The following is a 26,321-nucleotide window of genomic DNA, read 5'->3' on the forward strand; positions in this document are numbered from 1 at the left end:
TGCCCGGCCGGGGGGGTTGGCGCCCTCGGGGGGCGCCCCCCGCCCCCGCCCCCCCCCCCCCCCCCCCCGGCGCCCGGGGGGCGCCCCCGGGGGGGGGCGGGGGCCCCCCCCCCCCCCACGACCCGGGCGGGGCGCTCGAACGATCAGGTGGTCGGGGTGACCTTGGCCAGGCCGATCGGGGCGTCCGGGTTCGCGCCGCGGTGCAGGGCGAAGGCGCGGGCGAGGGCTTGCAGATGCACGGTGGTGGCGATCGCACGGGCGGATTCCGTACGCAGGTCGCCCAGTTCGGGCGCCACCATCGCGTGCGGTATGCCGTCGGCGACCAGCCGCTCGCGCAGGGCGGCGATGTCCGGTGCCGTCGGGCCGCCCAGGTCGATCAGCAGCACCGGCACCCGATCGCCCAGCGCGGCGATCGGCCCGTGCAACAGATCGGCGACCGAGATGCCCTCGGCGAACACCCCCGACGTCTCCCGGATCTTGAGCGCACCCTCCAACGCCACCGCACCCCCGAGCCCACGCCCGGCCACCACCAGGCGATCGTGGTGCGCCCAGTCCGCGGCCAACGCCTCACACTCATCGGCACCGGCCAACACCCGGCCCACCGCATCCGGAAGCCCGGCCAGATCCGTCAGATCCGCGACCGTCGGCGGCAACGGGCCGAGCGCGAGCGCGATGCCGACCATGGCCACAAGCTGCGCGGTGACCGTCTTCGTGGCCGGCACCGCGATCTCCGTACCCGCGTCGGTCGCGGCAAGCACATGCGCCTCCGCCGCAAGCACGCTGTTCGCCTCGTTGGTGACCGCCACCACCCGAGCACCCCGCTCCCGCGCGGCCCGCACCGCCGTGACGATCTCGGGCGTACGACCCGACTGGCTCAACGCGGTGACCAGGTAACCGGTGTAGTCGGTGTGCGCGTCGTACCTGGTCACCAGGCTGGGCGCGGCCAGACCGGCCGGCCGACCGGAGGCCAACTCGTACAGGTAGCGCCCGAACATCGCCGCGTTGTCCGAGGACCCACGCGCAATCAGCACCGACCCGTGCAACGGCACCGGCAGCGCACCGCGAATCGCCGCGGCCAGTTCGGGCAACCGGCCCACCAACCGCCGCAGCACATCCGGCTGTTCGGCCATCTCGGCGGCCATCACGGCACCGGGGGCGGGAAGGGCGGGAGAAGCCGTATTCGTCATGTTCATCCCCATCGATCGATTTCGAACCAGGACCGAAAACCAAACCGTGCAACCCGCACCCGCCACACCCGGCCGCGGAGCGGAACGACCACCGTCACGTCACCAGAGCCCACCCCGGCCGCTCACCTCCGGCCACGTCCCACGCAAGCGCGGCGGCGCCCCGCAGCGCGCCGTCGTGGATGTAGCGGGCCGCCACGATCACCTCCCCCGGATCGACCGGGCCCGGAGCGTGCTTCGCCAGGAAACCCCGCAGCACGTCGAGCACCCGCTCGGACACGGCCATCAGCCCACCGCCCAAGGCGATCCGCAGCGGATCCAGCGCCAGATACAGGTTCAGGACATGGCCCGCCAGCACGTCGAGGGCATGCTCGGCGACCGCCCGCAGGCGCGGGTCGGCGGAGGTCAGGATCGCCGCCGCATCCGGCGGCAGGCCGTTGCCGGCAAGTGCGTACAGGGACTGCGTCCGGGCCACGAGCGGGCCGCCGCCGATCAACGATTCCAGGTCCGGTTCGTCCGGCCGACCCGGCACCAGCGAATACCCGATCTCGCCGGCCACGCCCCGCGCGCCGCCCACGACCCGGCCGCCGACCGTGAGCGCGGCGGCAACTCCCGTACCCAGGTTGACGAACAGCCCCGGATCGGCCGCCACCAGCGCGCCCGAGCGCAACTCGGCCAGCCCTGCCGCCTTGACGTCGTTGGCCACCACCACCGGAACCGCCCCGAACGCCTCCCGCGCCAGGCCGAGGACGTCCACGTTCTCGATCCCGGGCAGGTTCGGCGACAACTCCACTCCGGCCGAGGTCACCGTGCCGGGACAGACCAGGCCCACCGCCACGATCTCGCGCCGCCCGTCCCCGGTCGCCGCCGCAACCTGCTCCCGGGCCAACCGCAGCAGTCGATCCAGCGCATGCGCCATGTCCTCGCCCGGCTCGCGGGTGGCGACTCGTCGTTGCGCGAGCACCGTACCGGTCGCATCGATGGCGGCCATGGCCGTCTTGGTCCCGCCGATGTCGAGCGCGACTATCCCGAGGGAGTCGCGCGGCAGCGGCGGGTCGACCAGGTCGGCGGAGTCGAACACGATCGTCACAATCCTCGAGTCGGGCAAGCACGAAGGACATGGGCAAGGGAGACGGTGGCCGTCGGATCGGCCGGTCAGGAGGGATCGCCCACCACGCGCGCCTCCGCGTCGTAGCGTTCGCCCCACACCACCGCACCCGCATCGGCCCCGTGCAGCCCGGCCACCGACTGCGTGCGCCCGCGCGTCACGAACGCCTGCGGTCGGAAGCACATCACCACCGTGTCGCCCGGCCGAATCCCCAGCCGGCGCGCGTCCCGAAGCACCGTGTAGTAGTGGATCGCCCCGTCCGGAGCGGTATCCACCCGCACCTGCCGATCGACCGCGGTCGCCGGGTCCCGGCCCACCAGCGCGGTGAGTTCGAAGTCGCCCAGGACCTTGTCGACGTAGTGCCCGGCGGCGAACGCGTACGCGTCGTCCCCGTCCACGTGCGACACCTCGGTCACGTACACGATCGCGGGCTGCTCCGGCGCCTCCTCGGAAAACACGTGCAGCGGAGTCGTCCCGTGGATCGCGTTGCCCGGCTCGACATGCGTGGCACCCGCGTCTGCGGCGATCGTCAGCGAACGCGCGGACGTGGTCCCGGGCGCGTTCACCTGACGGATGTCGAACCCGGCCGCCCGCAACCGCTCCGCCGCCGCAACGACCGTGGCCAGGTTGGGCGTCGCCACGATCCGCCGCTGCTCCGGATCCGCGAGCAGGCACGGAAACGTGGTCGCCCCGTGTACCGCGACGCCCTCCACCGCGGCGACCTCGCGCGCCGCGGCCACCACGTCGGCGGCCGGGAAGCCGCCGCCGTGGCCGAAGTAGAACCGGTCCCCGGCATCGTGCACGCGCAGCAGCACCGACACGGGCGCGCCGCCGCGCCGTACCGCCGCCGCGCCGATGCGCCGCGCCGCGTCCACGGAGAAGACGGTGACCACCTCGGGGTCGGCGCCGACCACGAAGTCCTCGCTGCCCCGATGCGGCTGCACCAGGTGCCCGACGTGCCCGACCGGCAGGCCGTGCCGGACCGCGGCCGACACGCAGGCGGTGTCCACCGCGACCACCGGACCGAGCCCGGCCTCGATCGCGGTGCGGGTGACGTCGGGATTGCGCCCGTACTGCTTGGCCATGACGTACGTGGACAACCCCCGCGAGGACGCGGCCTCGGCGATCGTGGCTGCATTGCGGGCGACCGTGTCCAGGTCCGCCACGTACGTGTTGGCAAGCAGGCGGCCCTCCTGATGTGCCGTCACGACGGCCTCGATCAACGGGCGATTGTGGGCGAGGAGTCGGTCGAGGAACATCGCGAGGCTCTCCTTGAGACGAGCGGACGGAGCGGTGGATGGGGATGGAAGCGCCGGTCGAGCGGATGGCGAATGCCGGGGGTCGGCGGAGGCGGGACCCCGGGTGGCGTTGCCCGGCGTGGGTCAGGTCCGGCCGAGCGGCACGGGTATCGCCCCCTCCCCCGATTGGGCAGCCGCCGCGCTCGCGTCGTCCGCGTCCGGTTCGTCCTCGAACACGCGACCCATCGCGGCCAGCACCTGCGGACGCGAGCGGTGCGCCCAGACCAGGTACGCGGTGCCGAGCAGCATCCAGCCGACGATCACGTACGGCACGAGGTTGTTCGGGTGATCGGGCACCGGCCACAGCTGCCCGTATATCGGCAGCAGCATCAGCAGCACGGTCGCGCCGGGCAGGATCCCGTGCCGCAGCGTGGAGAACTCGCCGCGGTGCTCGCGCAGGTAGAAGCGGATCACCGCGATGCTCATCAGGATGTAGATGATCACCATGCCCAGCCCGAGGATGGTGCCCGCGAACCCGTACACGCCCAGCGGGCCCAGATCGCCGCCGAAGCCGCTGCCCAGCACCAGCGCGAAGACGAGCGAGAAGCCCAGGTAGGCGGTGATCGCCGACTGCGGCACGTGCCGTTCGTTGGTCCGGCCCAGGAAGCGCGGAAGCACTCCCTCGCGGCCCATCGAGAACAGCACCCGCACGGCGGCGTTCGAGCCGGAGACGACGTTGGCGAACTGGCTGACGATCACGGTCAGCGCGAGGATCCAGGTGACGCCCCAGTAGCGGTCCACCAGGGTGGTCAACGGCGCGGCGTCCTCGGCCAGTCGGGAGCCGTGCGCGGAGCCGAAGCCGATCGAGGTCGAGTAGGCCATCAGCACATAGAACGTGCCGATCACCGCGACCGCGGTGAACAACGCGAGCGGGATGCTGCGCTTGGCGCCGCGCGCCTCCTCACCCAGGGTGGCCACCGACTCGAAGCCGATGAACATCAGGATGCCCCACAACATGCCGGTGCCCAGGCCGCTGAAGCCGTCGATCGAATGGGCCGGGTCGAACGGCGCCACCGACAGGCCGGAGTCGCCCCCGTCACCGAGGATCACCCCGGCCAGGCCGAGCAGTACGCCGACCTCCAGGACCAGGAAGATCAACGCGGTCTTGGCCGAACTGGACACGCCGAGCGAGTTGACGCCCCACACCACGGCGGCGAAGGCCAACGACATCACCTGCCACGGCACCCGGACGTCGAACTGGCTGTCCAGGAAGTCGTGGCTGTATCCGCCGAGCGCGGCGAACAACATCGGGCCGACCATGCCGTAGGTGAGCAGCAGCAGCCACCCGGAGAGGAAGCCGCCGGACTTGCCGAAGCCGTGGCTGTTGTAGGTGTAGGCGAAGCCGGCGGCCGGCAGCTTGCGGGCGAACGCGGCGATCGTGTTGGCGACCAGGAGGCTGGCCACCATGGCGAGCACGATGGCCAGGGGCAGCGCGTACCCGGCTCCCGCCGCGGCGGGCGGCGTGTTGAACGCGACGCTGGTGGCGGGGCCCATGAAGGCCATGCACATGGCAACGGCACCGAACACGGACAACGTGTTCCGGCGGAGGGACCCGCCCTTCGACGGCAGTGGGGTGGACATCGGTGGTACTCCAGGCGGTTCGGTGGGGTGGGACGGACCCCTGAGGGTGCGCGGGCCGCCGCTCGGCACGGCGGCGCGATCTGCGTCGGGGCCGGTCGGCTGCGTCGGTACGCGTGCCGGCCGGGGTCGGAGGTGGGCTGGAGGACGGCTGCGGTGCGCTTCGCGGGGATCGTCGCGGGGCGCTTCGCGGGTCGTCGCGGTGCGCCTGGCAGGTCGTCGCGCGGTGCGCTTCGCGGGGTGGTCGCGGTGCGCTTCGCGGGTCGTCGCGGGTCGTCTCGTGGGGTCGGTTGCCGCGGTTCGTTCCGTTGCCCGGTGGTGGCGGGTAGCCGTCAGCGGGGGTGAGCTGTCGGCGGGGGTGGGCCGTCAGCGGGACGGGTGGTCGGTGGGATGCGCCGTCAGCGGGTGCTCGGTGTGAGCAGCGCGGACAGTTCCAGGTCGGCCCGGACCGCTGCCGCCGCGTCCGCCGCGACGTCGAAGCGGACCCGCAAGGCGGTCAGTCCGCGCGAAACCGCGCCCAACGCGCCCGCGAGATCGGCCAGTTCGGAGTGCACGAGCTCGGGGCACGCGGGCAATCGTCGGCGTACCCGTTCGCGCAGGCGGGTGGTCATCGCGGCGTCGATCGAGGCCGAGACCCGACCGCCGAGGACGACCAGTTCGGGTTCGTACGCGATCGTCACCGCGATCAACGCCACGCCGAGCGCGCGCTCGAACCGGTCGATCACGGCGCGGGCCGCGGGCGAGGAGTCGACGAACAGGTCGGCGGCGGTGGCCACGTCCAGGCCGGCCTCCCGGGCGGCCCGCATCAGGCCCTCGGCGCCCACCAGTTCCTCCACGGTCCGGTCGTCGGAGTCCACCGGCAGGAAGCCGAACTCGCCGACCAGACCGGTCGGTCCGCCCCGCATGTGTCGATCCACGGCCACCCCGGCGCCGAAGCCCGCGCCGACGGTGAACATCACGGCGGTGTCGGCGGTACGGGCGGCGCCGTGCCGCAGCTCGCCCTCCAGGGCCAGATCGGCATCGTTGCCGAAAGCGACGGTGCCCTCCAGCGCGCGGCGCACCCGGCGGGTGAACAGGTCACCCTCGATCTGCGGAAGGTTGGTCGCGCCGCGCACGCCCAACCCGTCGGCCGCGACCGCGCCGGGCAGACCTATCACGCCCGCACGCAACACATCGGGCGCGGCCGAGTCGGCGTACAGCGCGCGGACCCGCTCAGCGAGCCAGTCCGCGAGGTCGTCGGCCGCCAGGTGCCGGGGGGTGGGCTCCTCGCGGTAGCGCGGCGCATGGCCCAGCAGGTCGGTGGCCAGGAACCGGCAGGTGGTGCCGCCCAGGTCGACGCCGACCGCGACCCCGCGCTCGGCGGCCACCTCGATCACCACGCCCTGCCGCCCACGCCGCCCGGTCTGCAACGCGGCGCCCTCCCGAACCAGGCCCTCGTCGAGCAGCCCCTCCACCACCCGCGAAACGGTGGCCGCACTGAGCCCGGTCTGCTGGGTGAGCCCCGCCCGACTGTGCTGCCCACCGGCCAACAACACCGCAAGCAGGCTGGAGCGGTTGGCCCACCGGGCATCGGCCGTCTCCGCCATGTTCACCTCTCAGAGTGAAAATATTTCAGAGTGAGAGAAAATTAAGCCCCTCGAGAAGTGGTGTCAAGACTCCGTCAAAACCTCCCTAAGCGGAGAACCGCTACTGGGAGGGCACGTGGACCGCCGTGGTGCGGGCCGGGGGCGGAGCCCGGGCCGGGGTCGGGGGTCGGGGGCCAGGGCCGGGGCCAGCGGGCCAGCGGGCCAGCGGGACGGCAAGGCGGCAGGTCGGCAGGACGGCAGGCCGGGGCCGGGGCCGGGCCGGGGATCGTGGCCGCGAACCGGCGGGACGCCAGAACAGGGCCGGCCCGGCCCCGGGGTTCGCGACGGCGGGCCGGAGGGGCCGGCGGGGCTGCCGACGCGGCGCGACCGGACAACCGGCGGAATCAGGGCGGGCCCGAACCGGTCCGGTGCGGACTGGGCCGGAGCGGCCGACAGGGGCGGTGGTGGACGCGGTCGCGGTGGCTGCCCGCAAGTCCGTGCAGACCGACCACGAACCCGGACTGCCCGCCCCGCCGGCCGGGACAAAGCCGGGGACGGTGGCGCTCCCGGCCGAGCGGCGGCTGAACCACCTGCCGCCGGACGCGGCCACTGCCGTCGGCGGCGCCCTACGACCACCACAACGCGCGGTCCTGACGAATCGACGCACTGCCGCACTGGAACACGGTGTCGACCCGCTCGGTGCGGTCGATCCGCTGGACCATGTACCCGGTCGCCTGCGCCGGTGGCAGCCGGCGGAAACTGCGATCGAAAGCACCGAACTCGTCCGCAAAGAACTTCGGATGCACGAGTCGCCGCTCGCGCCGGTAGCCAACCACCCTGCGCACCAGAGGAGTTCGGCACCGCACCCGGGCCCCCGCCCGGCAGATCCGGTCGGCCCGCCCGCCAACCTGCCGGGCCGGGCACGACCGCCGGCCGGCCGAACACGAACGCACCCCGAGCGACGACCGGAGCGAGCCGGATCGGTCGGGGTGGGCGTGGGTCGGCTTCAGACCTGTCGTCGGCCGGTTTCGACGTAGGCGCGAAGGTGGTCGAGGCCGCGTTCGAGGATGTCGCCGATGGCCAGGTCGGCGTCCGTGCCGGCCTGGCGGTGGCGGGTGAGCGCGTCCACGGGCAGTGCCTCGCGGCCCTTCTTGCCGCCGAACTGGCGCGCGTCGTGGAGGCGCTCGCGTTCGACCGCGCCGAGGTCGAGCGGTTCCTGGCCGTCGTCGACCATGACGGTCACGATGCTGTCCACGTCGCTCGGGCCGTCCTGGACGATCACGATGCCGGTGTATGGCGTACCGCGCACGATCCATTCGATCCGGGTGCCGGGGCCGTCCCGATCCAGGTCGACCTCGGCCGCGACGGAATGCGCCGTCTCGCCGGCGGTCACCACCACCGCGCGGCCCGCGGTGGCCCGGACGGCGGTCACCGGAGGGAAGTATTCGGGAAGCTTGTCCGTGTCGGACAAGAGCATGTACACCCGGTCGGTGGACGCTGCGACCTGCACGGAACGCGTGTGAAGAACCATGCGCGTACTGCTATCCGTTCGAGGACCGTTCCATTCGCGATCCGTATACGCCCCGCCCGGGGCGGCCGCGCGGGTCGCACGCCGGGCCCGGCGTACCGGGTCGTCAGTCGGTTCCGTCGCCCAGGGATTCCAGGAGCGTGCGGAGCCCGTCGGCGAGGGCGGCCCGCTGCTCGACGCCGAGCGCGGCGAGCACGCGGTGTTCGGTGGCCAGGTGCGCCGGCAACACCCGGTCGATCAGTTCGCGGCCCTCGTCGGTGAGGGCGACCAGGACACCGCGGCCGTCCGACGCGCTGGTGGTGCGGGACACCAGGCCGCGCGCCTCCAGTCGATCCAGGCGCTGGGTGATGGCGCCCGAGGTGACCATGGAGGCCCGCATCAGTTCGGTGGGGCTCAGCCGATGCGGTGGCGGGTGCCGGCGCAGCGTGGCGAGTACGTCGAACGACGAGGCGTCGAGCCCGTGCTCGCCGAACGTCCGGGCAAGTTCGGCGCCGGCCAGACGCGCGGCGCGGGACAGCCGGGCGAGTACCGCCATGGGCGACGCGTCCAGGTCGGGGCGCTGCGTGCCCCATTGCTCCAGCACAAGGTCGACGTGATCTGCCACGGCGTCAGGTTAACCGAGCCGATCCGCGGATCCGGGTCGACTGCCCCTTCCCACTTATCTTAGCGTTGAGGTATCTTTCCCTTAGCACTAAGGAATCAACCATATGGTTGAACCGTCGACCGAACCACGCCCGAAACCGCCGGCCGACCCGCCGCCCACCCACCTATCGCCCCACCTATCGACCCATCGATCGACCTACCGATTGACCCATCGACCGACCGTCCCGAAGGGGCACACCATCATGCGCATCACCGTGTTCGGAGCAGCCGGAAGCGTCGGCAGCCGAGTCGTCTCCGAGGCCCTGTCCCGAGGCCACGAGGTCACCGCCGTGGTCCGCGACGCCGCCCGCTTCCCCGAGCTGCACCCCGAAGCCGAGGCCCGGGTCGGCGACGCCGCCCGGATCGAGGACGTGGCCGCGCTCGGTGCCGGCAGGGACGTGGTGATCAGCGCCACCCGCCCGGCACCCGGCAACGAACAGGCGCTGGCCGACACCGCCGAGGCGCTGCTGTCCGGGCTGGCCGGCACGGGGGTACGCCTGCTGACCGTCGGCGGCGCGGGCAGCCTGACCGTGCCGGGCGACGGCGACACCCTGGCGGTCGACGACCCGCGATTCGTGCCCACCGCGTGGCGCGGCATCGCCATGGCCTGCAACGCCCAGCTCGACGTCTTCCGAACCGACACCGAGGTCGACTGGACCTACCTGAGCCCGCCGGCCAACCTGGCGCCCGGCATCCGCACCGGTACCTTCCGACTGGGCACCGACGAACTCCTCGTCGACGACGACGGCGTCTCGGCCATCTCCGTCGAGGACCTCGCGGTCGCCCTCATCGACGAGGCGGAGCAACCGCGCCACCGCCGTACCCGCTTCACCGTCGCATACTGACCGTCGCATGCCGGCCGAACCCGATGGTTCCCGCCCGATCAGGTCCCGTGCCCCGGCGTCGACCGTGGTCGGCAGCAGCGGATTCCACATCTCACGTACCGCCGGGCCGCCCGGGACCAGGCCGTGTTTCAGGAAGCGGGTGACTCGTGGGCGGCGAGTTCTTCGGCCAATTCCATGCAGCGCAGGCGGGCCGGGGAGAAGTCGTAGGGCATCTTGCCGATGGCCTCGACCGCAGTCATGGTGTCTTGCCCCCTGCCGGAGCTTTGGCCGGCCTCGTCGGCGGTAGCGGGGTGCAAAGCGTCCCAGGAGTCGAAGAGCGCATCGTCGCTCTGCGCCAGGCCGGAGTCCTCGATGACGGCTTGCAGCACCCTTTCGAAGGCGTGCCGTTCGGCGGCCACCTGGGCCACGCGGGGGTCGTCGACCGCGATCGTGTCATCGAGCGCATCCTCGGCGGCGTCAATGCGGTCGGAGTCCTCCCGCAGATCCGGGTGGGTGGCCAGGGCGATGAAACGGGTGGCCTGGACGGCCGCACCGAGTGGGCCGAAGATCCGCTCGGTGACCAGCAGGCCGTCCAGGTCCGCCCGGCGCAGGGAGCCCTCGGGCAGGCTCGCCAGGCGGCTGGTGACGAAGTCGGAGAGCAGACCCATCCTGCTGCCTTCGGTGCGCATGCGCTGCACGGCAGTCCGGTGCCGCCGCAGTTCCGCTTCCCGCGCGACGAGCGATTCCTCCAGCCGTTCCAGGATGCTCGCGATGCCGTGGTCGCCGTCGGCGTCGGCGGAAGCGGTATGGGTGTCGGCGGCGAAGGCGTCGCGGATGTCGTCCAGGGCGATCCCGGCGTCGGCCATCTTGCGGATCCACAGTAGCCGGATCATGTCTTCGTAGCCGTAGCGGCGGCGGTCGTCACTGCCCCGCTCGGGCTCGGTGAGCAGGCCGATCTCGTGGTAGTGACGGATCGCCCGCGGTGTGGTGCCGACGAAGGCCGCCGCGTCACCGATCTTGACCCGGCGCGGCGGGATGAAGGACGAATACATGAACAGGGCCTTCCTCAGGGGGGCGGGACGTGAGTCCACCGGACCACATGCCGCTACGGAAGGTGCAACTCCAGGCACTCCGCCCGGCATCCATGCCAGGCCTTCCGGTGCCGGCGCGCCCTCTCCCCTCCCGAAACCCCCGCTTTTGCCTGTGCGGCACGGCGCGCCCGAAAACCGTTCCCGACGGAGCGATGACTTTGCGGGTCGGGCCCGGTCATACCCAGCACAGCCGCTCGCAGTGGACACGACAACAGCGAGCACCACCGGCGCAGGACATGGGATCCGCATTCATGGGAGCAGCATTCATGGGCACAACGCACACCGTGGCATCCGCCGACGGCACCACGATCGTCTACGACCGGCACGAGCCGGCGGGCGACAGCCGGGGGACGGTGATCCTCGTCGGCGGCGCCTTCAGCTACCGGAAGTTCCCGAAGATGGTGCGGTTGGCCGAGTTGCTGACCGAGGAATACGGGCTGACCACCGTGAACTACGACCGCCGTGGCCGCGGCGACAGCGGTGACACCCCCGGCCGCTACGACGCGGCGCGCGAGATCGACGACCTGGCCGCGCTGGTCGCCGCCGAGGGCGGGTCGGCGGCGCTGTTCGGCTGGTCGTCCGGCGCGGTGTTGGCGCTGCGGGCCGCCGCCTCCGGACACATCCCCGGGATCAGCCGCGTGGTGGCGTTCGAGCCGCCTTTCGTCGTCGACCGCACGCGCCACGTACCGCCGGCGGACCTGACCGCGACCCTGCACGGATTGATCGCCGCCGACCAACCCGCCAAGACCGTGCGGTACTTCATGACCAAGGCAATGGGTATCCCGGCCCCGTTCGTGGGCCTGATGCGGATCACCCCGATGTGGTCCAAGCTCACCGCGGTGGCCGACTCCACCGCGCACGACTGGGCGGTGATGGCCGAGCACATGCGCGGGGAGCCGCTCGACCCGGCCGACTGGGCCGGCGCCCGGATGCCGGTGCTGGTGCTGTCCGGTGGCCGCAGCGACGCACTGCTGCGCACCGCCGCCGGCGCCGCGACCGCGGCACTGCCCGACGCCCGCCACATCGAGATCGCCAAGCTCAGCCACAACCCGAACGTCCGGCTACTGGCAACACCGGCAGGCGAGTTCCTCACCGCCCGGGAGGCCTCGACCCGCTGACCCACAGCACCGGCGGGCGGAGCCGGATCCGGCATCCTCGAGCCCGGGGGGGGCGACCCGACGGGGTTCCGCCGCCGGGGCCCACCCGCTCGCCCGCCGGATGCTCGCGGATCCCGTCCGGGCGATCGGTGAACTCACCGACCTCTTCGTCTGCTGGTACCCCTCCACGATCCCATTGGGGCGGCGGCACGGCCCGGTCGGCACGGCCCGATCATCATCGAAAAGCGGCGCGGTGTACACGACCGGCTTCGCGGCCTGTGCAACAGCGGTCACGAGGACGTCCTTCTCTTCTCGCGGTAGCGTGGCCTGCCGGCAGCCGCCCGGTGTGGAGGGAAGAACCGGAGTGAGCGAGCAGGCAGTCACCTATGTGCGCCGACTGGGCATCACCGACCACATCACCATGCGAGTCTTCCTTGTCCTGGCCGAGCACACCGGGACCACGAACAGCCTTTCCGGAGCCGAGATTCCCGAAGTCATGGGCCTCGACCTCGCCGAGAGGGATCTGCCTCGCCTCGCGGCGGAGACCGGCCTTGACGTCGAGGCGTTCCGTCGGGAACTACGCGCCCTCAAACGCCGCGTCCCGATGGACATTCTCGAACATGACGACGGGACCTGGGAGATCGTCTACGGCCCCTCGTACACCGACCCTCCGCCGCCGGTACGGGGACGCGCTGTCGTCACCGATGAGAACGTCGGCGGGCCGCACGTCTTTTCGATGCCGGGCTGGAACCGCTACAGCACCTGGGGGTACGACCGGAACCCCGACTGCCTGTACGCCCAGATCATCCGCAACGAGGATGACCCCGATGCCCGGCCTCGGATCTGGATCACCCCGCCCGCGTACTGCCCGAAAACGATCGACGAACTGGCACGGGCGATTGCCGAGGCGATGGTCCCCTATTCGGTGGTGCCGCCGCCCGCCGAGTTGATCAAGGACTGGTTGACCAAACCTCGGCTTTCGTGACCCGACCAACGCACCGCGACCGCGACCGCGTGCGTCGGAGTCGGGGCCGGGCTCGGCACCAGGCCACGGATCCGTCGGTGTCGGTGTGGTCTCGGGGATCGTGGTGTGTTCCCTCGAAACCTCGAGCGCGCACGCGACACGCAGCCGTACCGACGTCGCAGGTCCGCTTTGCGCACGATCGGCAACATCGGTATCGCTTCGAACGCGTTGGCAAGGAGGCCACCCCGTGACCCACGCCCCACCCGGCCCACGCCCACTCGCCGTCTTCGATCTCGATGGCACCCTCGTCAGAGGCGATTCCTTCGGCCACTTCACCCGCGTACTGCTGCGTCGGGCCCGGTGGCGCATGGTCGCCGCGGCGCTGTGCCTACCGATCATCGGCCCGCTGTATACCGTCCACGCGACCCGCCGGCACGCCTTCGCCCTCGTTCTCCGGCTCGCCACCATCGGCCTGCCCGCAGCCCGATTCGAGGACCTGGCCGCCGACTTCGCGGCCGAACGCACGATCGAGAGCAATCGGGTCGCGATCACCCTGGCCCGGGCCCGCGCCCATCTCGCCGCCGGCGACCGGGTCGTGGTCGCGACCTCGTGTGCCGATCCCCTGGCCGCCGCCATCTGCCGTGAACTCGGCCTCACTCCGGTGGACGTGATCGCCTCCCGCCTCACCCCGAGCCGCGCCGGCATGCGACCGCTCCCCGCCTGCCGAGGCCCCCGCAAGGTCGCCCGCATCCGCGCAGCCGGCATCACCGATCCCATCACCCACGCCTACACCGACAGTTCCGTCGACCTCCCCCTCCTCGCCGAGGCCACCCACCGCTACCTGATCGACCCGGCCCCGCCCCACCTCACCCGAATCCACACCCGCCTGGGCCCGAACTACCAGGTCCTGCGCTCCCGGTAGCCGACCGCCTGCCGTCGTTGCCCGAGTGATCGACGACCGTACCGACCCGAGTCGCGCGCCGAACCAGCGTTCCGGACGCCGTGCGGCGCGGTTCCGTGGAGCGTGGGGGCGCGGTTCCGCACCTTGCCGTGCGGCGCGGTTCCGCACACCTCGCCGTGCCGCACCTTGCCGTGCGACGCCGTGCCGTACACAGGCCGTGCCGTGCACAGGGTCCGTGCCGTGCCTTACAGGACAGTGCCCGCGGCATGGTCGCATCGCGCCCCTACGCTGCCCCCAAGGACATCAGGGAGCGGGCCGTCGGTGCCGTCGTCGGGTCGGCCGTCGGGGATGCGTTGGGCGCGCCGTTCGAGTTCGGGTCGGCCGGGGCCTTCGGTACCCGCTTTCCCGAGGCGCCGGCCGGGAGTTCACGCTCCGAGGCGGTGGCGGATGGGGCGCCGGCGAGGCGACGGACGATACGCAGATGGCCGTGCACGTGGCCTATTCGCTGCTGGAGCGCGAGGGGTTGGACCTGCCCGACATGTTCGCCCGCTTCCAGCGCTGGGCCCGGTCCGACCCCAAGGACATCGGCCTCCAGACCGAGGACGTACTCACGAACGGCATGCCCTGGGACCTCGCGGCCGGCGTGCACTTCCAGACCACCGGGCGCGCGGCCGGGAACGGCTCGCTGATGCGGGCCACCACTCCCGCCGTGTACTTCGCGCCCGACGGTCGCACGGCCACCATGGCCGCCGCCCGTCGGATCGCCGCGCTCACCCACGGCGACCGGGCCGCGTGGGAAGGCACCGCGATCTTCCACGAGTTGCTCCGGGTGACCCTGATCGGCGACGACCCCTCGGCCGCGATTGTGGAGACACTCGCCGAGGTTCACCCCGACCACCACGACCGCTACGCCACCGTCCTGGACCCGGCCTGGCACCCCACCGACGCGACCGAGTTCAACGGCGCCGTCTGGCCCTGCCTCGGCTCGGCGGTCTGGGCGCTGCGCACCACCACCTCGTACGAGAACGCCGTCCGCGCCGCGATCGACCTCGGTGGCGACACCGACACCGTCGCGGCGGTGACCGGTGCCCTGGCCGGCGCCCGATACGGCCGGGCCGCCGTCCCCACCCGCTGGACCGACCGCCTCCACGTCCCGCTCCCCGGCTCGAACGGCGAGGTCCTGCGCCCGTCGGACCTCGCGGACCTGAACGACCGCCTCCTCAGCCGCACAACACACCCGGAAGCCCCGCCCGCCCTCGACGAAGCCTGATCAACCGACCCCAACCGCGACCCCTGCCGAGCCCTGAGCGCCATCCACGGCTCGCCGACCGCAATTGCCCGGCGTGCGTGGATCGACCATCGGCGCCCACCCGGGGCGGGCCGCGGATTCATCCCGCCTCTCACCCGCCCCCTCCCCCCTCCCCACCTGCCACACACCCCGAACGGCCCGCAGGCTCAGTCCGTTCGCACCTTCGCCTGGGTTCGGCGTGCGTAGGCGCGGGCCGCGCGGACGCGGTCGCCGCAGCGGGTCGAGCACCATTGGCGGGAGGCGTGGGTGCGGATGAGAAGGCGTCGACAGGGGGTCGCGCCGCAGGGGGCCAGGCGTTCGGCGTCCGGGCCGGTGACCAGGTCGGCGGCGTCCGCGGCGAGGATCGCGATGGCGTGGTTGACGATCTGGTCGATGGGGTGCGCCTGGGCGCGGTACGGGCCTCGGTCCTCGTCCCAGTAGAGGAGTGCGGCCGACGGGGCGCTGGTGAGCGCGTCGTTGATGGCCTGTACCGATGCGGCCGGCGCCGGGAGATCGGCGATCCGGGACGAGAGCAGTGTTCGCACCACATCGCGGAGGGCGCGCAGCCGACCCGCGCACACGTTGTACAGCCGGCTGTCCGGCGGCGCGAGCTCCCGCGCGACCAGCCATTCCTTTGCGGACGCGGGCGAACCCAACAGGTCGATCTCCTGGCCGCCGGGGAACGCGAGGTCGCTGTTGGCCAGATCGAGCGCGAGGTATCGATCCGCCCCGGGCGCCGGCGGCGGACCGACGGACACGGGGTGACCGGATGCGCCCGCCACGTTCTCCTTCATGGCTCTCATGTTAAGTCATGGCTCTCATGTAAAGCCTTGCCGTTCTCCGTGAGAATCGGCTAGGTTTCTCACGGCAAACAACGCGATTATCCGTGAGGTGTGCAGTGACCGGCAGCAGCAGTGCGACCAACGAGCAGATCGACATCCGCGTCTTCGGCGGCCCCTCCGCCCTGATCGAGTTCGGCGGCCTCAGGTTCCTCACCGACCCCGCCTTCGACGAGCCCGGCGAGTACCCCATCGGCACCGAGCGCGTCCTGACCAAGACCGCTCCCGCCGCCATCGACCCGGCCGACCTCGGCCCCATCGACGTGGTCCTGCTCTCGCACGACGAACACCCGGACAACCTCGACCATTCCGGTCGGGCGCTCCTCGCCGACGTTCCATTGGTCCTGACCACCTCCGGCGGCGCGGGCCGGCTCGGCGGCACGGCCCGGGGTCTGGTCCCCTGGGAGACGGTGGAGCTCCCCCGTCCGGACGGCGGCACCGTCACCGTGACTGCCACGCCCGCCCAGCACGGCCCCGACGGCTGCGAACCGGTCACGGGCGAGGTCGTCGGCTTCGTACTGACCGCATCCGACCTGCCCACCGTCTACGTCAGCGGCGACAACGCCTCCCTGGCGGTGGTCGAGAAGATCGCCGCACGCGTCGGCCCGGTCGACACCGCCGTCCTGTTCGCCGGCGCGGCGCGCACCCCGCTCTTCGACGGCGCGCTCCTCACCCTCGACAGCGCCCAGGCCGCCGAAGCCACCACGATCCTCGGCGCGCGCCGGGTCGTCCCGGTCCACTTCGACAGCTGGGGCCACTTCACCGAGGGCCGCAGCGCCCTGATCGACGCATTCACCGCGGCGGGTCTGATCGACCGCCTGGAACTGAGCTGACGAGAGCGGCGGCGAGGGCAACGCGGAGCGCATGGGCGTAAAAGTCGCGGAGGCATGCGAAGGCATGCGGGCGCGGGGGCATGCGGGCGCGGGACGGCCCTCTGCGCCCGGGCCCGTCCGCGATGCCATCATGGCGAATGTGAATTCACCGGATGCCACCACACCCAACGCCGCGCTGGTGCACGAGCATTGGCAGTTGCGACAGGCGCCGTACGGGGACTTCATCGTGTTCGCCGACGGATCGTTGGCGGTGATGGACCTGCTCCGCGTTTCCCCCGCCGACCGACCCCACGACAGGCGCGCCGAGCAGTGGTATTGGGGGGAGGCACTCCGGGCCACCGCCTGGACACCCACCGACTGGATGGACGTCGACAGCACGTCCGCCTCGTGCAGCCACGAAGGAAGCCGCGCACTCGCCGGCGAGTCGTCGAACCACGGCAGTATCGGCTGGGTCGCGCTGACCCGTGCGGACGACTCGCTGGAGTGGCTCGCGGTCTCCTGCTGGTCCAATCCGTTCACCGAAGTCACGCTGAACGAAACGCAGTTGATCGCCACCTGCACCCTGGGTCGGATCTGGACCTTCCCGCGCGGCGCCCCCCAGCAGGTGAAGATCACCGAGGACCCGGCCTACCCCTGGCCCACCTCGTCCCAGCCCTCCACCTGAGCCGATCCGCCGGATGGGCCGACGGCCCGTCACAGCCACGGCCCACGGCCTCGGCGCAACTCCCGGGCGCAGCCCGGGCTCAGCCCGCCGCCGAGCCTTCGCACGAACCCGATGCCATAGGATCGCGTAATCATGGACACGAGCGCGGGACTCGCATTGCTCGCCCTCCCGGCCGGACACGTGACGCTGTCCGACCGGCGAACCCGGCGCAGCTGGTCGGTCGAACTCGCCTCATACCGGCTGGCGGCGTTCCCGGTCACCCAGGCGCTGTACACGGAGGTCACCGGCCTACGACCGAGCGGCCCGCACGGCGAGCAACTGCCGGTCGAGGGCGTTTCCTGGTGGGACGCGGTGCGGTTCTGCAACGCCCTGTCCGAACGCGACGGCTTCACTCCGGCGTATCGCATCGAAGCCGACAGCGACAACGGCAGCGGCAACGGCAACGGCAACGAGCGCATCGAGTGGGACACATTCGCCGACGGATACCGCCTGCCGACCGAAGCCGAGTGGGAACACGCGTGCCGAGCCGGTACGACGGGACCCCACTACGGCCCCCTCGACGACATCGCCTGGTATCGCGCGAACTCGGACGAGCGCATCCACGAGGTGGGCGGCAAACAACCCAACGCGTGGGGCCTGTACGACATGCTCGGCAACGTGTGGGACTGGTGCTGGGACGTCTATGACGCCGAGATCTACGGCAGCTACCGTGTTCTGCGTGGTGGTGGCTGGTTCGACGAACACTGGAGTTGCCGAGCCTCCGCCCGTCGCCGCAGCCACCCGACCTACCGCGTCGACGACGTCGGATTCCGCATCGCCCGCTCCGCCACCCCCTGACCGGGAGCCGCGCGTGGACATGGCGCCCCGAACAACATGCCCTCGTGAGCCGCGGCGGCGACGCCGTGCGCCATAGCGTGTCCCGTGCCATGACCGCCCGCGCCCGCTTGGTGCACCTCGTGCCGCCGCCGATCGATCCCGTCGATGCCCGTGGTGACTGGGCCGCGGTGGAAACCGCGCTCGGCGTCCGACTTCCCGATGACTACAAGTGGTTGGTCGAGGCGTACGGATGGGGCGAGTTCGGCGACGTCCTCCATCTCCGCACGCCGTTCGGAACGAACGGATGCAACGGACACAACGGCATCGAGTGGCAGAAGGCACATCCCGCCGACTCGGCGGCGCGGGATCGGGAGCGCTACCCCCACCCCCTGCACCCGGCGCCGGGCGCGTTGCTCGTCTGGGGCGCCACGATCGACGCCGATCGGCTGTGCCTGCTCACCGCCGGTGCGCCCGAGGACTGGCCGATCGTGGTGTGGAGCAGCGAGGGCTGGTACGAGACCCACCCCATGGGCGCAGCCGAGTTCGTCGAAAGGTGGACCGACGGACGCCTGGTCTCCCGCCTGCTCGCGAGCATGGAGCCGGACCTGGCACCGTGGTTCAACACCTTCCGCCCGCGCACCCACAGATGCCTCCGCCTGTCCGAGAGCCGGTTCGCCCACCCCGTTCGCCTGCGCCTCCTCCGCGAGGCACTGGCCCCGACCGTGGACCGGGGCCGGTGGGAGTCGGACGCCGAGGACGAGTGGCAGCACCACCTCGCGACCGTGGAGCACGACTGGCTGCTCACCTACGAGGCGCCCCACCCACACACGATCCGCGTCGACTTCCCGCCCGAGGACGCGGACCTGATCCTCCCCCGCCTCCTCGCCGCCGTCCGCCACATGGGCTGCGAGGTCCTACGGATCACCACCGCGGCCGGAATCCCCCTGCCGGACCCGGACACCGCCATGCACGAGCAGCCCCCAGCCCCCGCGGCCCCGCATGTGTCCGAACACCGTTGACCCGCCCGACTCGTGAACGCCGCCGCCCCCTTCGACACGGCATGCATCGCGATCGTCACCATCGAGACCCGCCGCATCACCCATCAAGCCCCGAATCGGGCATCGGGACGCGGCTCGCGATCACCGCACGTATTCGCGTCGGCCTCAGCCGTGACGTGCGGGGATACGCACGGCATGATGCCGGTTACGCCATGTGGGGTACGTGAGGCCGGCCGCCCACCGTGACCTCACCGCCCCATCGACGCGCATGGCCGGTACCGACCATCGACGGGGGATGATCCGAACTCGTGTTGTGCCCAAGCTGCGGCGCCCGATCCACGCTGCCGGACCGCTGCACCAACTGCGGTCACCAGGAATACGCCCCGCCCGCGGAGGCAACATCGTCCCTGGACCTGCGCTTCGCCCGGTTCGGCCCCGCCGCGACGCCGCCGCCGGGCTGGTACGCGCCGGTCTTCCGATCCCTGAGCGGACTGGCCACCGCGCTGTACGTCCTGCTCGGCGTCACCGCCGTACTGTCCCTGCTCGCGGCGATCGCACTGTTCCATCGGGCCAACCTGGTCGACCAGACCCTGCACGGCGGGTGGCTGTCCGCCGACCCCGACGCGGCGAACCGATCCATCGGCGTGTGGTGGGGGCTGGCGAGTCTGGCCATCGTCGCGGTCATGGTCGTGTTCGTCATCTGGTTCCACCGGGCCCGGTGCAACGTCGAGGTGTTCCCGCCGTCCGCGCAACACCTCTCCAGGGGCTGGGCGATCGGCGGCTGGTTCTGCCCGGTGGTCAACCTGTGGTTCCCGCCGCTGATCGCGCACGACATCTGGAAGGCCAGTGACCCCCGGGCACCGCTGCGCGGCGGCCTCACCCCGGGCCGGCATCCGCTGCTGTGGAGCTGGTGGGCAGCCTATGTCGCCGCGAACATCGTGATCGTCTTCGGCGTGATCGGTCGCAAGACGGACGGCGGCGACGACCCGATCGGCAGCGACGCCTGGACCGCGTACCACGAGTCGTACCGCACCGCCGACACCGCGGCGGGCTGGGCCTTCCTGCTACTGATCCCCGCCGCCGGCCTGGCCATCGCGGTCGTGGCCCGGATCACCACCTTCCAGTCCGAGTACGAACGCGGCTTCCACATGACCCAGGGCGTGCACCGGGTGGGACCGATGCATGGGATGGGACCGATGCACTCGATGCACCCGACGGCGCCGATGCACGGGATGGGACCGAGGCACCCGATGGCGCCGATGCACCACCCGTACCCCATGTACGCCGCCCCCTCGACGCCGCCTGCGCCCATGCCCGCGCCCACAGCTGCGGCAGATCCCGCGCAACAGGTCGACCCGGCGCAGCCCGACCACGGCCGCCCGGTCGAGGGGCACTTGCCGCCCCCGCCCCCGATCCCCCGCCAACCACCGCCCCGGCCGCAGCAACCACCGGCGCCTTTCTGACCGGCAGACCCCGCCCTCACCCGCTCCCGCGCACCGACCGCCGCGTCGACCGGGGTATCTCGGTCGCCGCGGCGATCTCGCGCAGCGCGAGGGTCGCCGCCTCGATCGCAGCCGCCGGCGCGCCGCGCCAGACCTCGGCGTGTGCGGCGGCGTTGGCACGGACCGCGTCCTCCGCGACCTGTACGCCGCGCGGGGTCAGACTGATCAGCGTGCCCCGACCGTCGCCCTGGTCCGGGAGGCGTTCGGCGAGGCCCTCGGCGACCAGGTGATTGGTGACGTTGCTGGTACCGCCCGAGGACAGCAGCAATGCGCGGCTGAGTTCGGTGGGCTTGAGCCGATAGGGCGCGCCGGCCCGTCGCAGCGCGACCAATACGCCGAACTGGGCCGGGGTGAGCCCGAATTCGGGCAGCTCGCGACGGGTGGCCTCGTCCAGGTCGGCGGCGAGCAACATGATCCGCTTGCTCAGTTCCGTCGTCGCGTCCAGCACGTCGGGCAGTTCGGCCTGCCACGCGTTGACGAGGGCGCTCGCGCGGTCCTGTGGTGCGGTCATCTTGACAGCGTATTACACACACCTGATAGCTTTCTAAAAAGCTTTCAAGTGAACTCGACGCTGTGCGTGCCAACCACGCGGCGCCCGGCCGGCACCGCCCCCGCCCCCGCCCCCGCACCGACACCAGTGCGGGGGTCGATGCGGGCACCGGTGCCGGCACCACCGCCGATCGCCGACACGACCACACCTGCCCGACCCTTCTCGGAGGCCCTGATGTCCACCCATCCCACCGCCGCGCCGACCCCTTCCGCCGCGCCCTCCCCCACCCGACTGCTCCTGCGCGGCGGCACCGTCGTCGACACCGACCCGCACGTCACCGCCCGGCCCGACACCGACGTCCTGATCGAGCACGGCGCAATCGCCGCCGTCGGTCCGGACCTGTCCGCCGAAGGAGCCGAAGTCGTCGACGCCCGCGACCGGATCGTGCTGCCCGGATTCGTCGACACCCACCGCCACGTGTGGCAGTCCGTGCTGCGCGCGGTGGCCGTCGACAGCGACCTCGGCGACTACCTCGGCCGGGTGCTCGGCCGGCTCTCCCCGGCGATGCGCCCCGAGGACGTGTACGCCGGCAACCTCGTCGGCGCACTGGAATGTCTGGACTCGGGCATCACCACCGTGCACGACTTCTCCCACGTCCAGCACCGCGCCGAACACGGCGAAGCGGCGGTACACGGGCTGCGCGCTGCCGGCATCCGCGCGGTGTTCGGCTACGGCCATCCGCCGTTCGACCCCGCCGCCCGCGACCCCCGCATCGTCCGCGACCTGCGTAAACGCCTGTTCGCCGGCGACGACGACCTGGTCACCCTCGCGCTCGCCCCCGGCGGCCCGTCGTACACCCCGATCGACCTGGTCGAACAGGACTGGCGCCTGGCCGCCGACCTCGACATCCCACTGGCCGTACACGTCGGCAGCGGCCCGGTCGCCCAACGTCCCATCGAAGCCCTGCGCGAGCACGGCCTGTTGAACGCGCGCACCCTCTACATCCACGGCAACTCGCTCCCCGACGACGAACTCGCGATGATCGCCGACTCCGGCGGCACCCTCTCGATCGCGCCGCACATCGAGGCCCAGATGGGACACGGCGCACCGATGATCAACCGCGCCCACGCCACGGGGCTGGTCACCGGGCTCGGCGTCGACGTGGTCACCAGCGGTCCGGGCGACATGTTCTCGCTGCTCCGCGCCGCCCTGCTCACCAGCCAACTCGCGGACGGGCCAAGGTTGTTCGCGACCGACATGCTGCGCATGGCGACCATCGGGGGAGCCGCCGCGCTGGGCCTGGCCGATCGCATCGGATCCCTGGCGGTGGGCAAGCAGGCCGACCTGATCCTGCTGCGCGCGGACGCGATCAACCTGGTCGGCGCGTCCCACGACATCGCCGGAGCCGTGGTGGCATCCGCCCACGCGGGCAACGTCGACACCGTCCTGGTCGCCGGCCGAACCGTCAAGCAGGCAGGCCGACTCACCCACCCGCACCTGACCGACGCCATCACCAACGCCCGAAAGTCCGCCGAACACCTGGCCGCTACGGGCTGACCCGCCGGGTCGGTATGGGTTGATCCGCCGGGTCGGTACGGGTTGATCCGCCGGGTCGGTACGGGTTGATCCGCCGGGTCGGTATGGGTTGACTCGCCGGGACGCTACGGGTCGGCCCGCCGGGCCAATACAGGCTGACCCGCCGGGACAGTACGGGCCGACACACCTGGGGCGGTATGGGCTGACGCACGATGCCCGGCACGAGCTGACGCATCCGCCCGGCGAACACCGGCGGTCCCGAGGGGAGGAGGGGCCGCCGACGAAGGACCGCCGACACGGGACCACGGCCAGGGGACCGCCGCCAAGAGGCCACCGCCAAGGGAACACCGCTGGGAGAGCATCGCGGTGCGGCGGCGGCACCTCGTGTGCCCGCACGGTTCACCGATCCCCGCCTTTGCGTCCGTTGACCTGCACGAGGCCGTCATGCAGGCTCTGGACCCAGGGAGCGGGGGATCGCCACAGGAGGTACAGGGTGGGGTACTGCGGGGGTTGTTCCGGACAGGGCTGGGTCCCGATGGACCAGATCTGCAACGGATGCGGCGGATCCGGCCAGAACGGCATGGGCCAGGACAGCAATTGGTCCTGTTCGGGATGCGGCGGATCCGGCAGGATGCAGGCGATGATGCCGTGCCCGACCTGCGGAGGGAACGGCGGTCAGGGAGGTGGCGGCGGGGGCCCGATGTACGCACCACCGAGCGCCCCGCTCACCCGCGGCCAGCGCGTGAAGGCCCGACTGCTCTCCCTCGTGGCCTTCGGCATCCTGGCGGCGTACGTCTACCACACAACGAGGTAACCCAGGCCGGCCCCGGTTTCGACGTCGACGTGGACGTCGAGACCGGGGCCGGGAGCGGGGCGAGACCAGCGGCCCGGCGCTGGGGCTGGGGCCGGGGGCTGCGGCCGAACACATAATGCGCGGTGGAGGGCGGCGACGTACCGCCGCCCTTCGTCGTGCGCCCATGTTGTCCCACAGCGAGTGGTGCTCCGCATCGCGAACAGCGCACCAGATAGCGAGCGGTGCACCCGAACACGAGCAGCGCACTCTACCGAGAGCAGCGCTCTCCGCGGCGAGCAACGCACACCGAGAGCAGTGCACTCCGTAGCGAGCGGTGCCCTCCCATCCCACCAAGAGCAGTGCTCTCCGCGGCGAGCAGCGCTCGCTCAAGACTGTGCATTCCGCTGCGAGCAGTGCACCGAACAAAGAGCGCTGCTCGCTCCCACCCGCAGGCAGCGCAAACCACCAGGAGCAGTGCATCCCACCGAGAGCAGCGCTCTCCAAAGCGAGCAGCGCTCACTGAAGACTGTGCATTCCGCTGGGAGCAGTGCACCTAACAAAGAGCACTGCTTCACCCGCAGGGCAGCGCAACCCACCAAGAGCAGTGCACTTCGTAGCGAGCGGCGCACTCCCATCCCACCGAGAGCAGTGCTCTCCGCAGCGAGCAGCGCTCACTGAAGACTGTGCGTTCCGCCGCGACGGTGCACCGAAAAAGGCACTGCTCTCACATACAAGCGGCGCATCCACCGAGAGCACTGCCCTCCGTAGCGAGCGGTACCCTCCCATCCCCTCAAGAGCGGCGCTCTCCGCAGCGAACAGCGCACCACTCAACGAATGTGCGTTCCGCCGCGAACGGTGCACCGAACAGAGAGCACTGCTCACACCCGCAAGCGGCGCAACCCACCAATAGCAGTGCATCCCACCGAGAGCAGTGCACTTCCTAGCGAGCGGTGCACTCCCATCCCCCTTCGAGAGCAGTGCTCTCCACAGCGAGCAGCGCACCACTCAACGAATGTGCATCCCGCCGCGAACGGTGCACCGAACAAAGAGCACTGCTCACACACACGAGCAGCGCAAGCCACCAAGAGCGGCGCTCTCCATAGCGAGCAGCGCGCTCCCATCCCACCGAGAGCAATGCTCCCGGGCAGCGAGCAGCGTAGAGAACACCGGCCCTCCCCACCTCTCCATGGCGCTCAACCGTGATGATGCAAACCCGCCGCGCGTCGCCCTCGCCCCACGGTCGAGCTTCGCCCGTCGAGCCGTCCCCTCAAGCCTCATCCGGTGAGACCTCCCCGGGCCGAACCGCGCCCGGTCGAACCTCCCTCATGCCGAACGCCATCCGTCCATCCGCACCCGATCGAGCCCGGCGGGAGCTCGATCCGCGCCCCGCCGTCGGCTGGAACGGCACGTGGGTCGTCCTCACCCGACGCCGACTGTCCGAGCGCCCCGTTAGTCTCACTCCCCCGACATTCGAACAAGGATTCGATCACCAGGCGAGCACACCACCCCTCCCTCCCCTCGTCGAGTTCCGGAAAGGGCCACTGTGAAGGTACGGATAACCCGCGACCGCCTCGTCGAGGCCATCGGCTGGGCCGTTCGCGCGCTGCCCGCGCGGCCGGTCGTCCCCGCTCTCGCCGCCTTTCGGCTCAAGGCGGCCGACGGCACCCTGGCCGTCTCCGCGTACAACTACGAGGTCTCGGCCGGCATCGAGGTCGCCGCCGAGGTCGCCCGGGTCGGCGAGATCCTGGTCCCGGGCCGACTGCTCGCCGACATCGCCCGCGCGCTCCCCCGCGATCAACCGGTCGACCTCACCGTGGACCCGGCCCGGGCCCGGGTGACCTGCGCAGGTGCCTACTTCGCGCTGCCGCTGCCGGCCCTCGCCGACTACCCGGCCACGCCGCTGCTCCCAGAGACCGCGGGCACCGTGCGGGCGGCCGCCTTCGCCGAAGGCGTCGCGCAGGTCGCGATCGCCGCGGCCCGGGACGAGAGCCTGCCGGTACTCACCGCCATCCGACTGCACCTGACACACGACGCACTGGTCCTGGCCGCCACCGACCGTTACCGGTTGGCGGTCCGACGCCTGCCCTGGCAGCCGGTCACCGAGGATCCGGCCAGGACGGCCCTGGTGCCGGCCAGGATGCTGGCCGAATTGACCAAACACTCCGGAATCGACGCGGACCTCCACCTCGCCCTCGGACCGGAGTCGGGTCGTCGCGGCCTGCTCGGCCTGGCCGGGAACGGGCGGCACGCCACGACGCGCCTGCTCGACCACGAATTCCCGCGCTACGACTGGCTGTTCGACAACGAGACGACCGCCGTCGCAACCATCGAGGCCGCGGCACTGATCGAGGCCCTGCGTCGGGTGTCGCCCGTGGTCACCCGCAACGCCCCGGTCCGGTTGTCGTTCGGGCCGGAGTCGCTCCGGGTCGAGGCCGGCAGTACCGACGAGGCCGAGGCGGGCGCGACGCTGCCGAGCGCCCTGACCGGCGAGCCGACCAGGGTCGCCTTCAACCCGGCCCACCTCCTGGACGGCCTGGCCGCGCTCCGCACGCCGACCGCACGCCTGTCGTTCAGCACGCCGACGAAGCCGACCATCCTGACGGACGGCGCACCCGACGCAGCCGACGGGCCGCTCCCCCACGACACCCCCGGGCGGAGCGACGCCGACGACCCGGACTACCGCTACCTGCTGATGCCGATGCGCGCCGCCTGACCGGTCGGACCGAGCGCAGCGGCGAACGCCGAGTGGCCGGGTGGTCGGCATCGGCCGACCCCGCACGCA

22 protein-coding genes and 1 pseudogene are annotated in these 26,321 nt (G+C 71.6%); 12 read left to right on the forward strand and 11 right to left on the reverse strand.

Features of this window, described 5'->3' with window-relative positions:
• Nucleotides 1-143: 143 nt before the first annotated feature.
• The 8 genes from ACFZBU_RS16630 to ACFZBU_RS16665 form a co-directional block, all read right to left on the reverse strand.
• On the reverse strand, nt 144-1,187 hold the full coding sequence (locus tag ACFZBU_RS16630; protein WP_391584281.1) for an SIS domain-containing protein: 1,044 nt from the start codon (nt 1,185-1,187) through the stop codon (nt 144-146).
• A 94-nt stretch (nt 1,188-1,281) separates the two neighbouring features.
• Nucleotides 1,282-2,265 (reverse strand): ROK family protein, encoded by a 984-nt coding sequence (locus tag ACFZBU_RS16635; RefSeq protein WP_391584282.1) that lies wholly within the window; start codon nt 2,263-2,265, stop codon nt 1,282-1,284.
• Nucleotides 2,266-2,339: 74 nt separating this feature from the next.
• Nucleotides 2,340-3,551 carry an alanine racemase gene (locus ACFZBU_RS16640; protein WP_391584283.1) on the reverse strand — a complete coding sequence of 404 codons (1,212 nt, stop codon included), beginning with the start codon at nt 3,549-3,551 and terminating at the stop codon, nt 2,340-2,342.
• 123 nt (nt 3,552-3,674) lie between these two features.
• Nucleotides 3,675-5,171 (reverse strand): APC family permease, encoded by a 1,497-nt coding sequence (locus tag ACFZBU_RS16645; protein ID WP_391584284.1) that lies wholly within the window; start codon nt 5,169-5,171, stop codon nt 3,675-3,677.
• A gap of 395 nt (nt 5,172-5,566) precedes the next feature.
• Nucleotides 5,567-6,754 (reverse strand): ROK family transcriptional regulator, encoded by a 1,188-nt coding sequence (locus ACFZBU_RS16650; RefSeq protein ID WP_391584285.1) that lies wholly within the window; start codon nt 6,752-6,754, stop codon nt 5,567-5,569.
• Nucleotides 6,755-7,359: 605 nt separating this feature from the next.
• Entirely contained in the window at nt 7,360-7,578 is a 219-nt protein-coding gene (locus ACFZBU_RS16655; protein ID WP_391584286.1) for a hypothetical protein, read from the reverse strand.
• 161 nt (nt 7,579-7,739) lie between these two features.
• Nucleotides 7,740-8,264, reverse strand: coding sequence for an SRPBCC family protein (locus tag ACFZBU_RS16660; RefSeq protein WP_391584287.1), 525 nt, complete (start codon nt 8,262-8,264; stop codon nt 7,740-7,742).
• A gap of 103 nt (nt 8,265-8,367) precedes the next feature.
• Nucleotides 8,368-8,865 carry a MarR family winged helix-turn-helix transcriptional regulator gene (locus ACFZBU_RS16665; protein ID WP_391584288.1) on the reverse strand — a complete coding sequence of 166 codons (498 nt, stop codon included), beginning with the start codon at nt 8,863-8,865 and terminating at the stop codon, nt 8,368-8,370.
• Between the two features lie 241 nt (nt 8,866-9,106).
• Between ACFZBU_RS16665 and ACFZBU_RS16670 the strand changes: the two genes are divergently transcribed.
• Nucleotides 9,107-9,748: an NAD(P)-dependent oxidoreductase gene (locus tag ACFZBU_RS16670; protein WP_391584289.1), complete on the forward strand. Its 642-nt coding sequence runs from the start codon at nt 9,107-9,109 to the stop codon at nt 9,746-9,748.
• A 128-nt stretch (nt 9,749-9,876) separates the two neighbouring features.
• On the opposite strand, the gene ACFZBU_RS16675 is transcribed toward ACFZBU_RS16670, so the two are convergent.
• Nucleotides 9,877-10,779 (reverse strand): MerR family transcriptional regulator, encoded by a 903-nt coding sequence (locus ACFZBU_RS16675; RefSeq protein WP_391584290.1) that lies wholly within the window; start codon nt 10,777-10,779, stop codon nt 9,877-9,879.
• Nucleotides 10,780-11,084: 305 nt separating this feature from the next.
• Here ACFZBU_RS16675 and ACFZBU_RS16680 point away from each other — a divergent pair, with 305 nt between their 5' ends.
• The 4 genes and pseudogenes from ACFZBU_RS16680 (at nt 11,085) to ACFZBU_RS16695 (ending at nt 15,050) form a co-directional block, all read left to right on the forward strand.
• Nucleotides 11,085-11,936 carry an alpha/beta hydrolase gene (locus tag ACFZBU_RS16680; protein WP_391584291.1) on the forward strand — a complete coding sequence of 284 codons (852 nt, stop codon included), beginning with the start codon at nt 11,085-11,087 and terminating at the stop codon, nt 11,934-11,936.
• Nucleotides 11,937-12,279: 343 nt separating this feature from the next.
• On the forward strand, nt 12,280-12,900 hold the full coding sequence (locus tag ACFZBU_RS16685) for a hypothetical protein (RefSeq protein ID WP_391584292.1): 621 nt from the start codon (nt 12,280-12,282) through the stop codon (nt 12,898-12,900).
• A gap of 226 nt (nt 12,901-13,126) precedes the next feature.
• Nucleotides 13,127-13,801, forward strand: coding sequence for a haloacid dehalogenase-like hydrolase (locus ACFZBU_RS16690; RefSeq protein WP_391584293.1), 675 nt, complete (start codon nt 13,127-13,129; stop codon nt 13,799-13,801).
• 245 nt (nt 13,802-14,046) lie between these two features.
• Nucleotides 14,047-15,050: pseudogene (locus ACFZBU_RS16695) on the forward strand (ADP-ribosylglycohydrolase family protein).
• Between the two features lie 185 nt (nt 15,051-15,235).
• Here ACFZBU_RS16695 and ACFZBU_RS16700 read toward each other — a convergent pair.
• Nucleotides 15,236-15,862, reverse strand: coding sequence for a CGNR zinc finger domain-containing protein (locus ACFZBU_RS16700; protein ID WP_391584294.1), 627 nt, complete (start codon nt 15,860-15,862; stop codon nt 15,236-15,238).
• Nucleotides 15,863-15,966: 104 nt separating this feature from the next.
• Between ACFZBU_RS16700 and ACFZBU_RS16705 the strand changes: the two genes are divergently transcribed.
• From ACFZBU_RS16705 to ACFZBU_RS16725, 5 genes are all read left to right on the forward strand, one after another.
• Nucleotides 15,967-16,740, forward strand: coding sequence for an MBL fold metallo-hydrolase (locus ACFZBU_RS16705; RefSeq protein WP_391584295.1), 774 nt, complete (start codon nt 15,967-15,969; stop codon nt 16,738-16,740).
• 139 nt (nt 16,741-16,879) lie between these two features.
• The gene (locus tag ACFZBU_RS16710) at nt 16,880-17,404 is read left to right on the forward strand and encodes a hypothetical protein (RefSeq protein ID WP_391584296.1); all 525 of its coding nucleotides are present in this window, start codon (nt 16,880-16,882) and stop codon (nt 17,402-17,404) included.
• A 132-nt stretch (nt 17,405-17,536) separates the two neighbouring features.
• The gene (locus ACFZBU_RS16715; RefSeq protein ID WP_391584297.1) at nt 17,537-18,241 is read left to right on the forward strand and encodes a formylglycine-generating enzyme family protein; all 705 of its coding nucleotides are present in this window, start codon (nt 17,537-17,539) and stop codon (nt 18,239-18,241) included.
• Between the two features lie 89 nt (nt 18,242-18,330).
• Complete coding sequence (locus ACFZBU_RS16720; protein WP_391584298.1) at nt 18,331-19,239, forward strand: SMI1/KNR4 family protein; 909 nt, start codon at nt 18,331-18,333, stop codon at nt 19,237-19,239.
• Nucleotides 19,240-19,526: 287 nt separating this feature from the next.
• Nucleotides 19,527-20,681: a DUF4328 domain-containing protein gene (locus ACFZBU_RS16725; RefSeq protein WP_391584299.1), complete on the forward strand. Its 1,155-nt coding sequence runs from the start codon at nt 19,527-19,529 to the stop codon at nt 20,679-20,681.
• 16 nt (nt 20,682-20,697) lie between these two features.
• Here ACFZBU_RS16725 and ACFZBU_RS16730 read toward each other — a convergent pair whose 3' ends face one another.
• Entirely contained in the window at nt 20,698-21,231 is a 534-nt protein-coding gene (locus tag ACFZBU_RS16730; protein WP_391584300.1) for a MarR family winged helix-turn-helix transcriptional regulator, read from the reverse strand.
• A 213-nt stretch (nt 21,232-21,444) separates the two neighbouring features.
• Here ACFZBU_RS16730 and ACFZBU_RS16735 point away from each other — a divergent pair, with 213 nt between their 5' ends.
• Both ACFZBU_RS16735 and dnaN read left to right on the forward strand, forming a co-directional pair.
• Nucleotides 21,445-22,767, forward strand: a complete 1,323-nt coding sequence (locus ACFZBU_RS16735) for an amidohydrolase family protein (RefSeq protein ID WP_391584301.1) — start codon at nt 21,445-21,447, stop codon at nt 22,765-22,767.
• 2,315 nt (nt 22,768-25,082) lie between these two features.
• A complete protein-coding gene (gene dnaN / locus ACFZBU_RS16740; RefSeq protein ID WP_391584302.1) occupies nt 25,083-26,252 on the forward strand; it encodes a DNA polymerase III subunit beta in 1,170 nt (389 codons plus the stop codon).
• The last annotated feature ends 69 nt before the right edge of the window (nt 26,253-26,321 follow it).

It is taken from the genome of Embleya sp. NPDC008237, assembly GCF_042956465.1.
GTDB lineage: Bacteria > Actinomycetota > Actinomycetes > Streptomycetales > Streptomycetaceae > Embleya.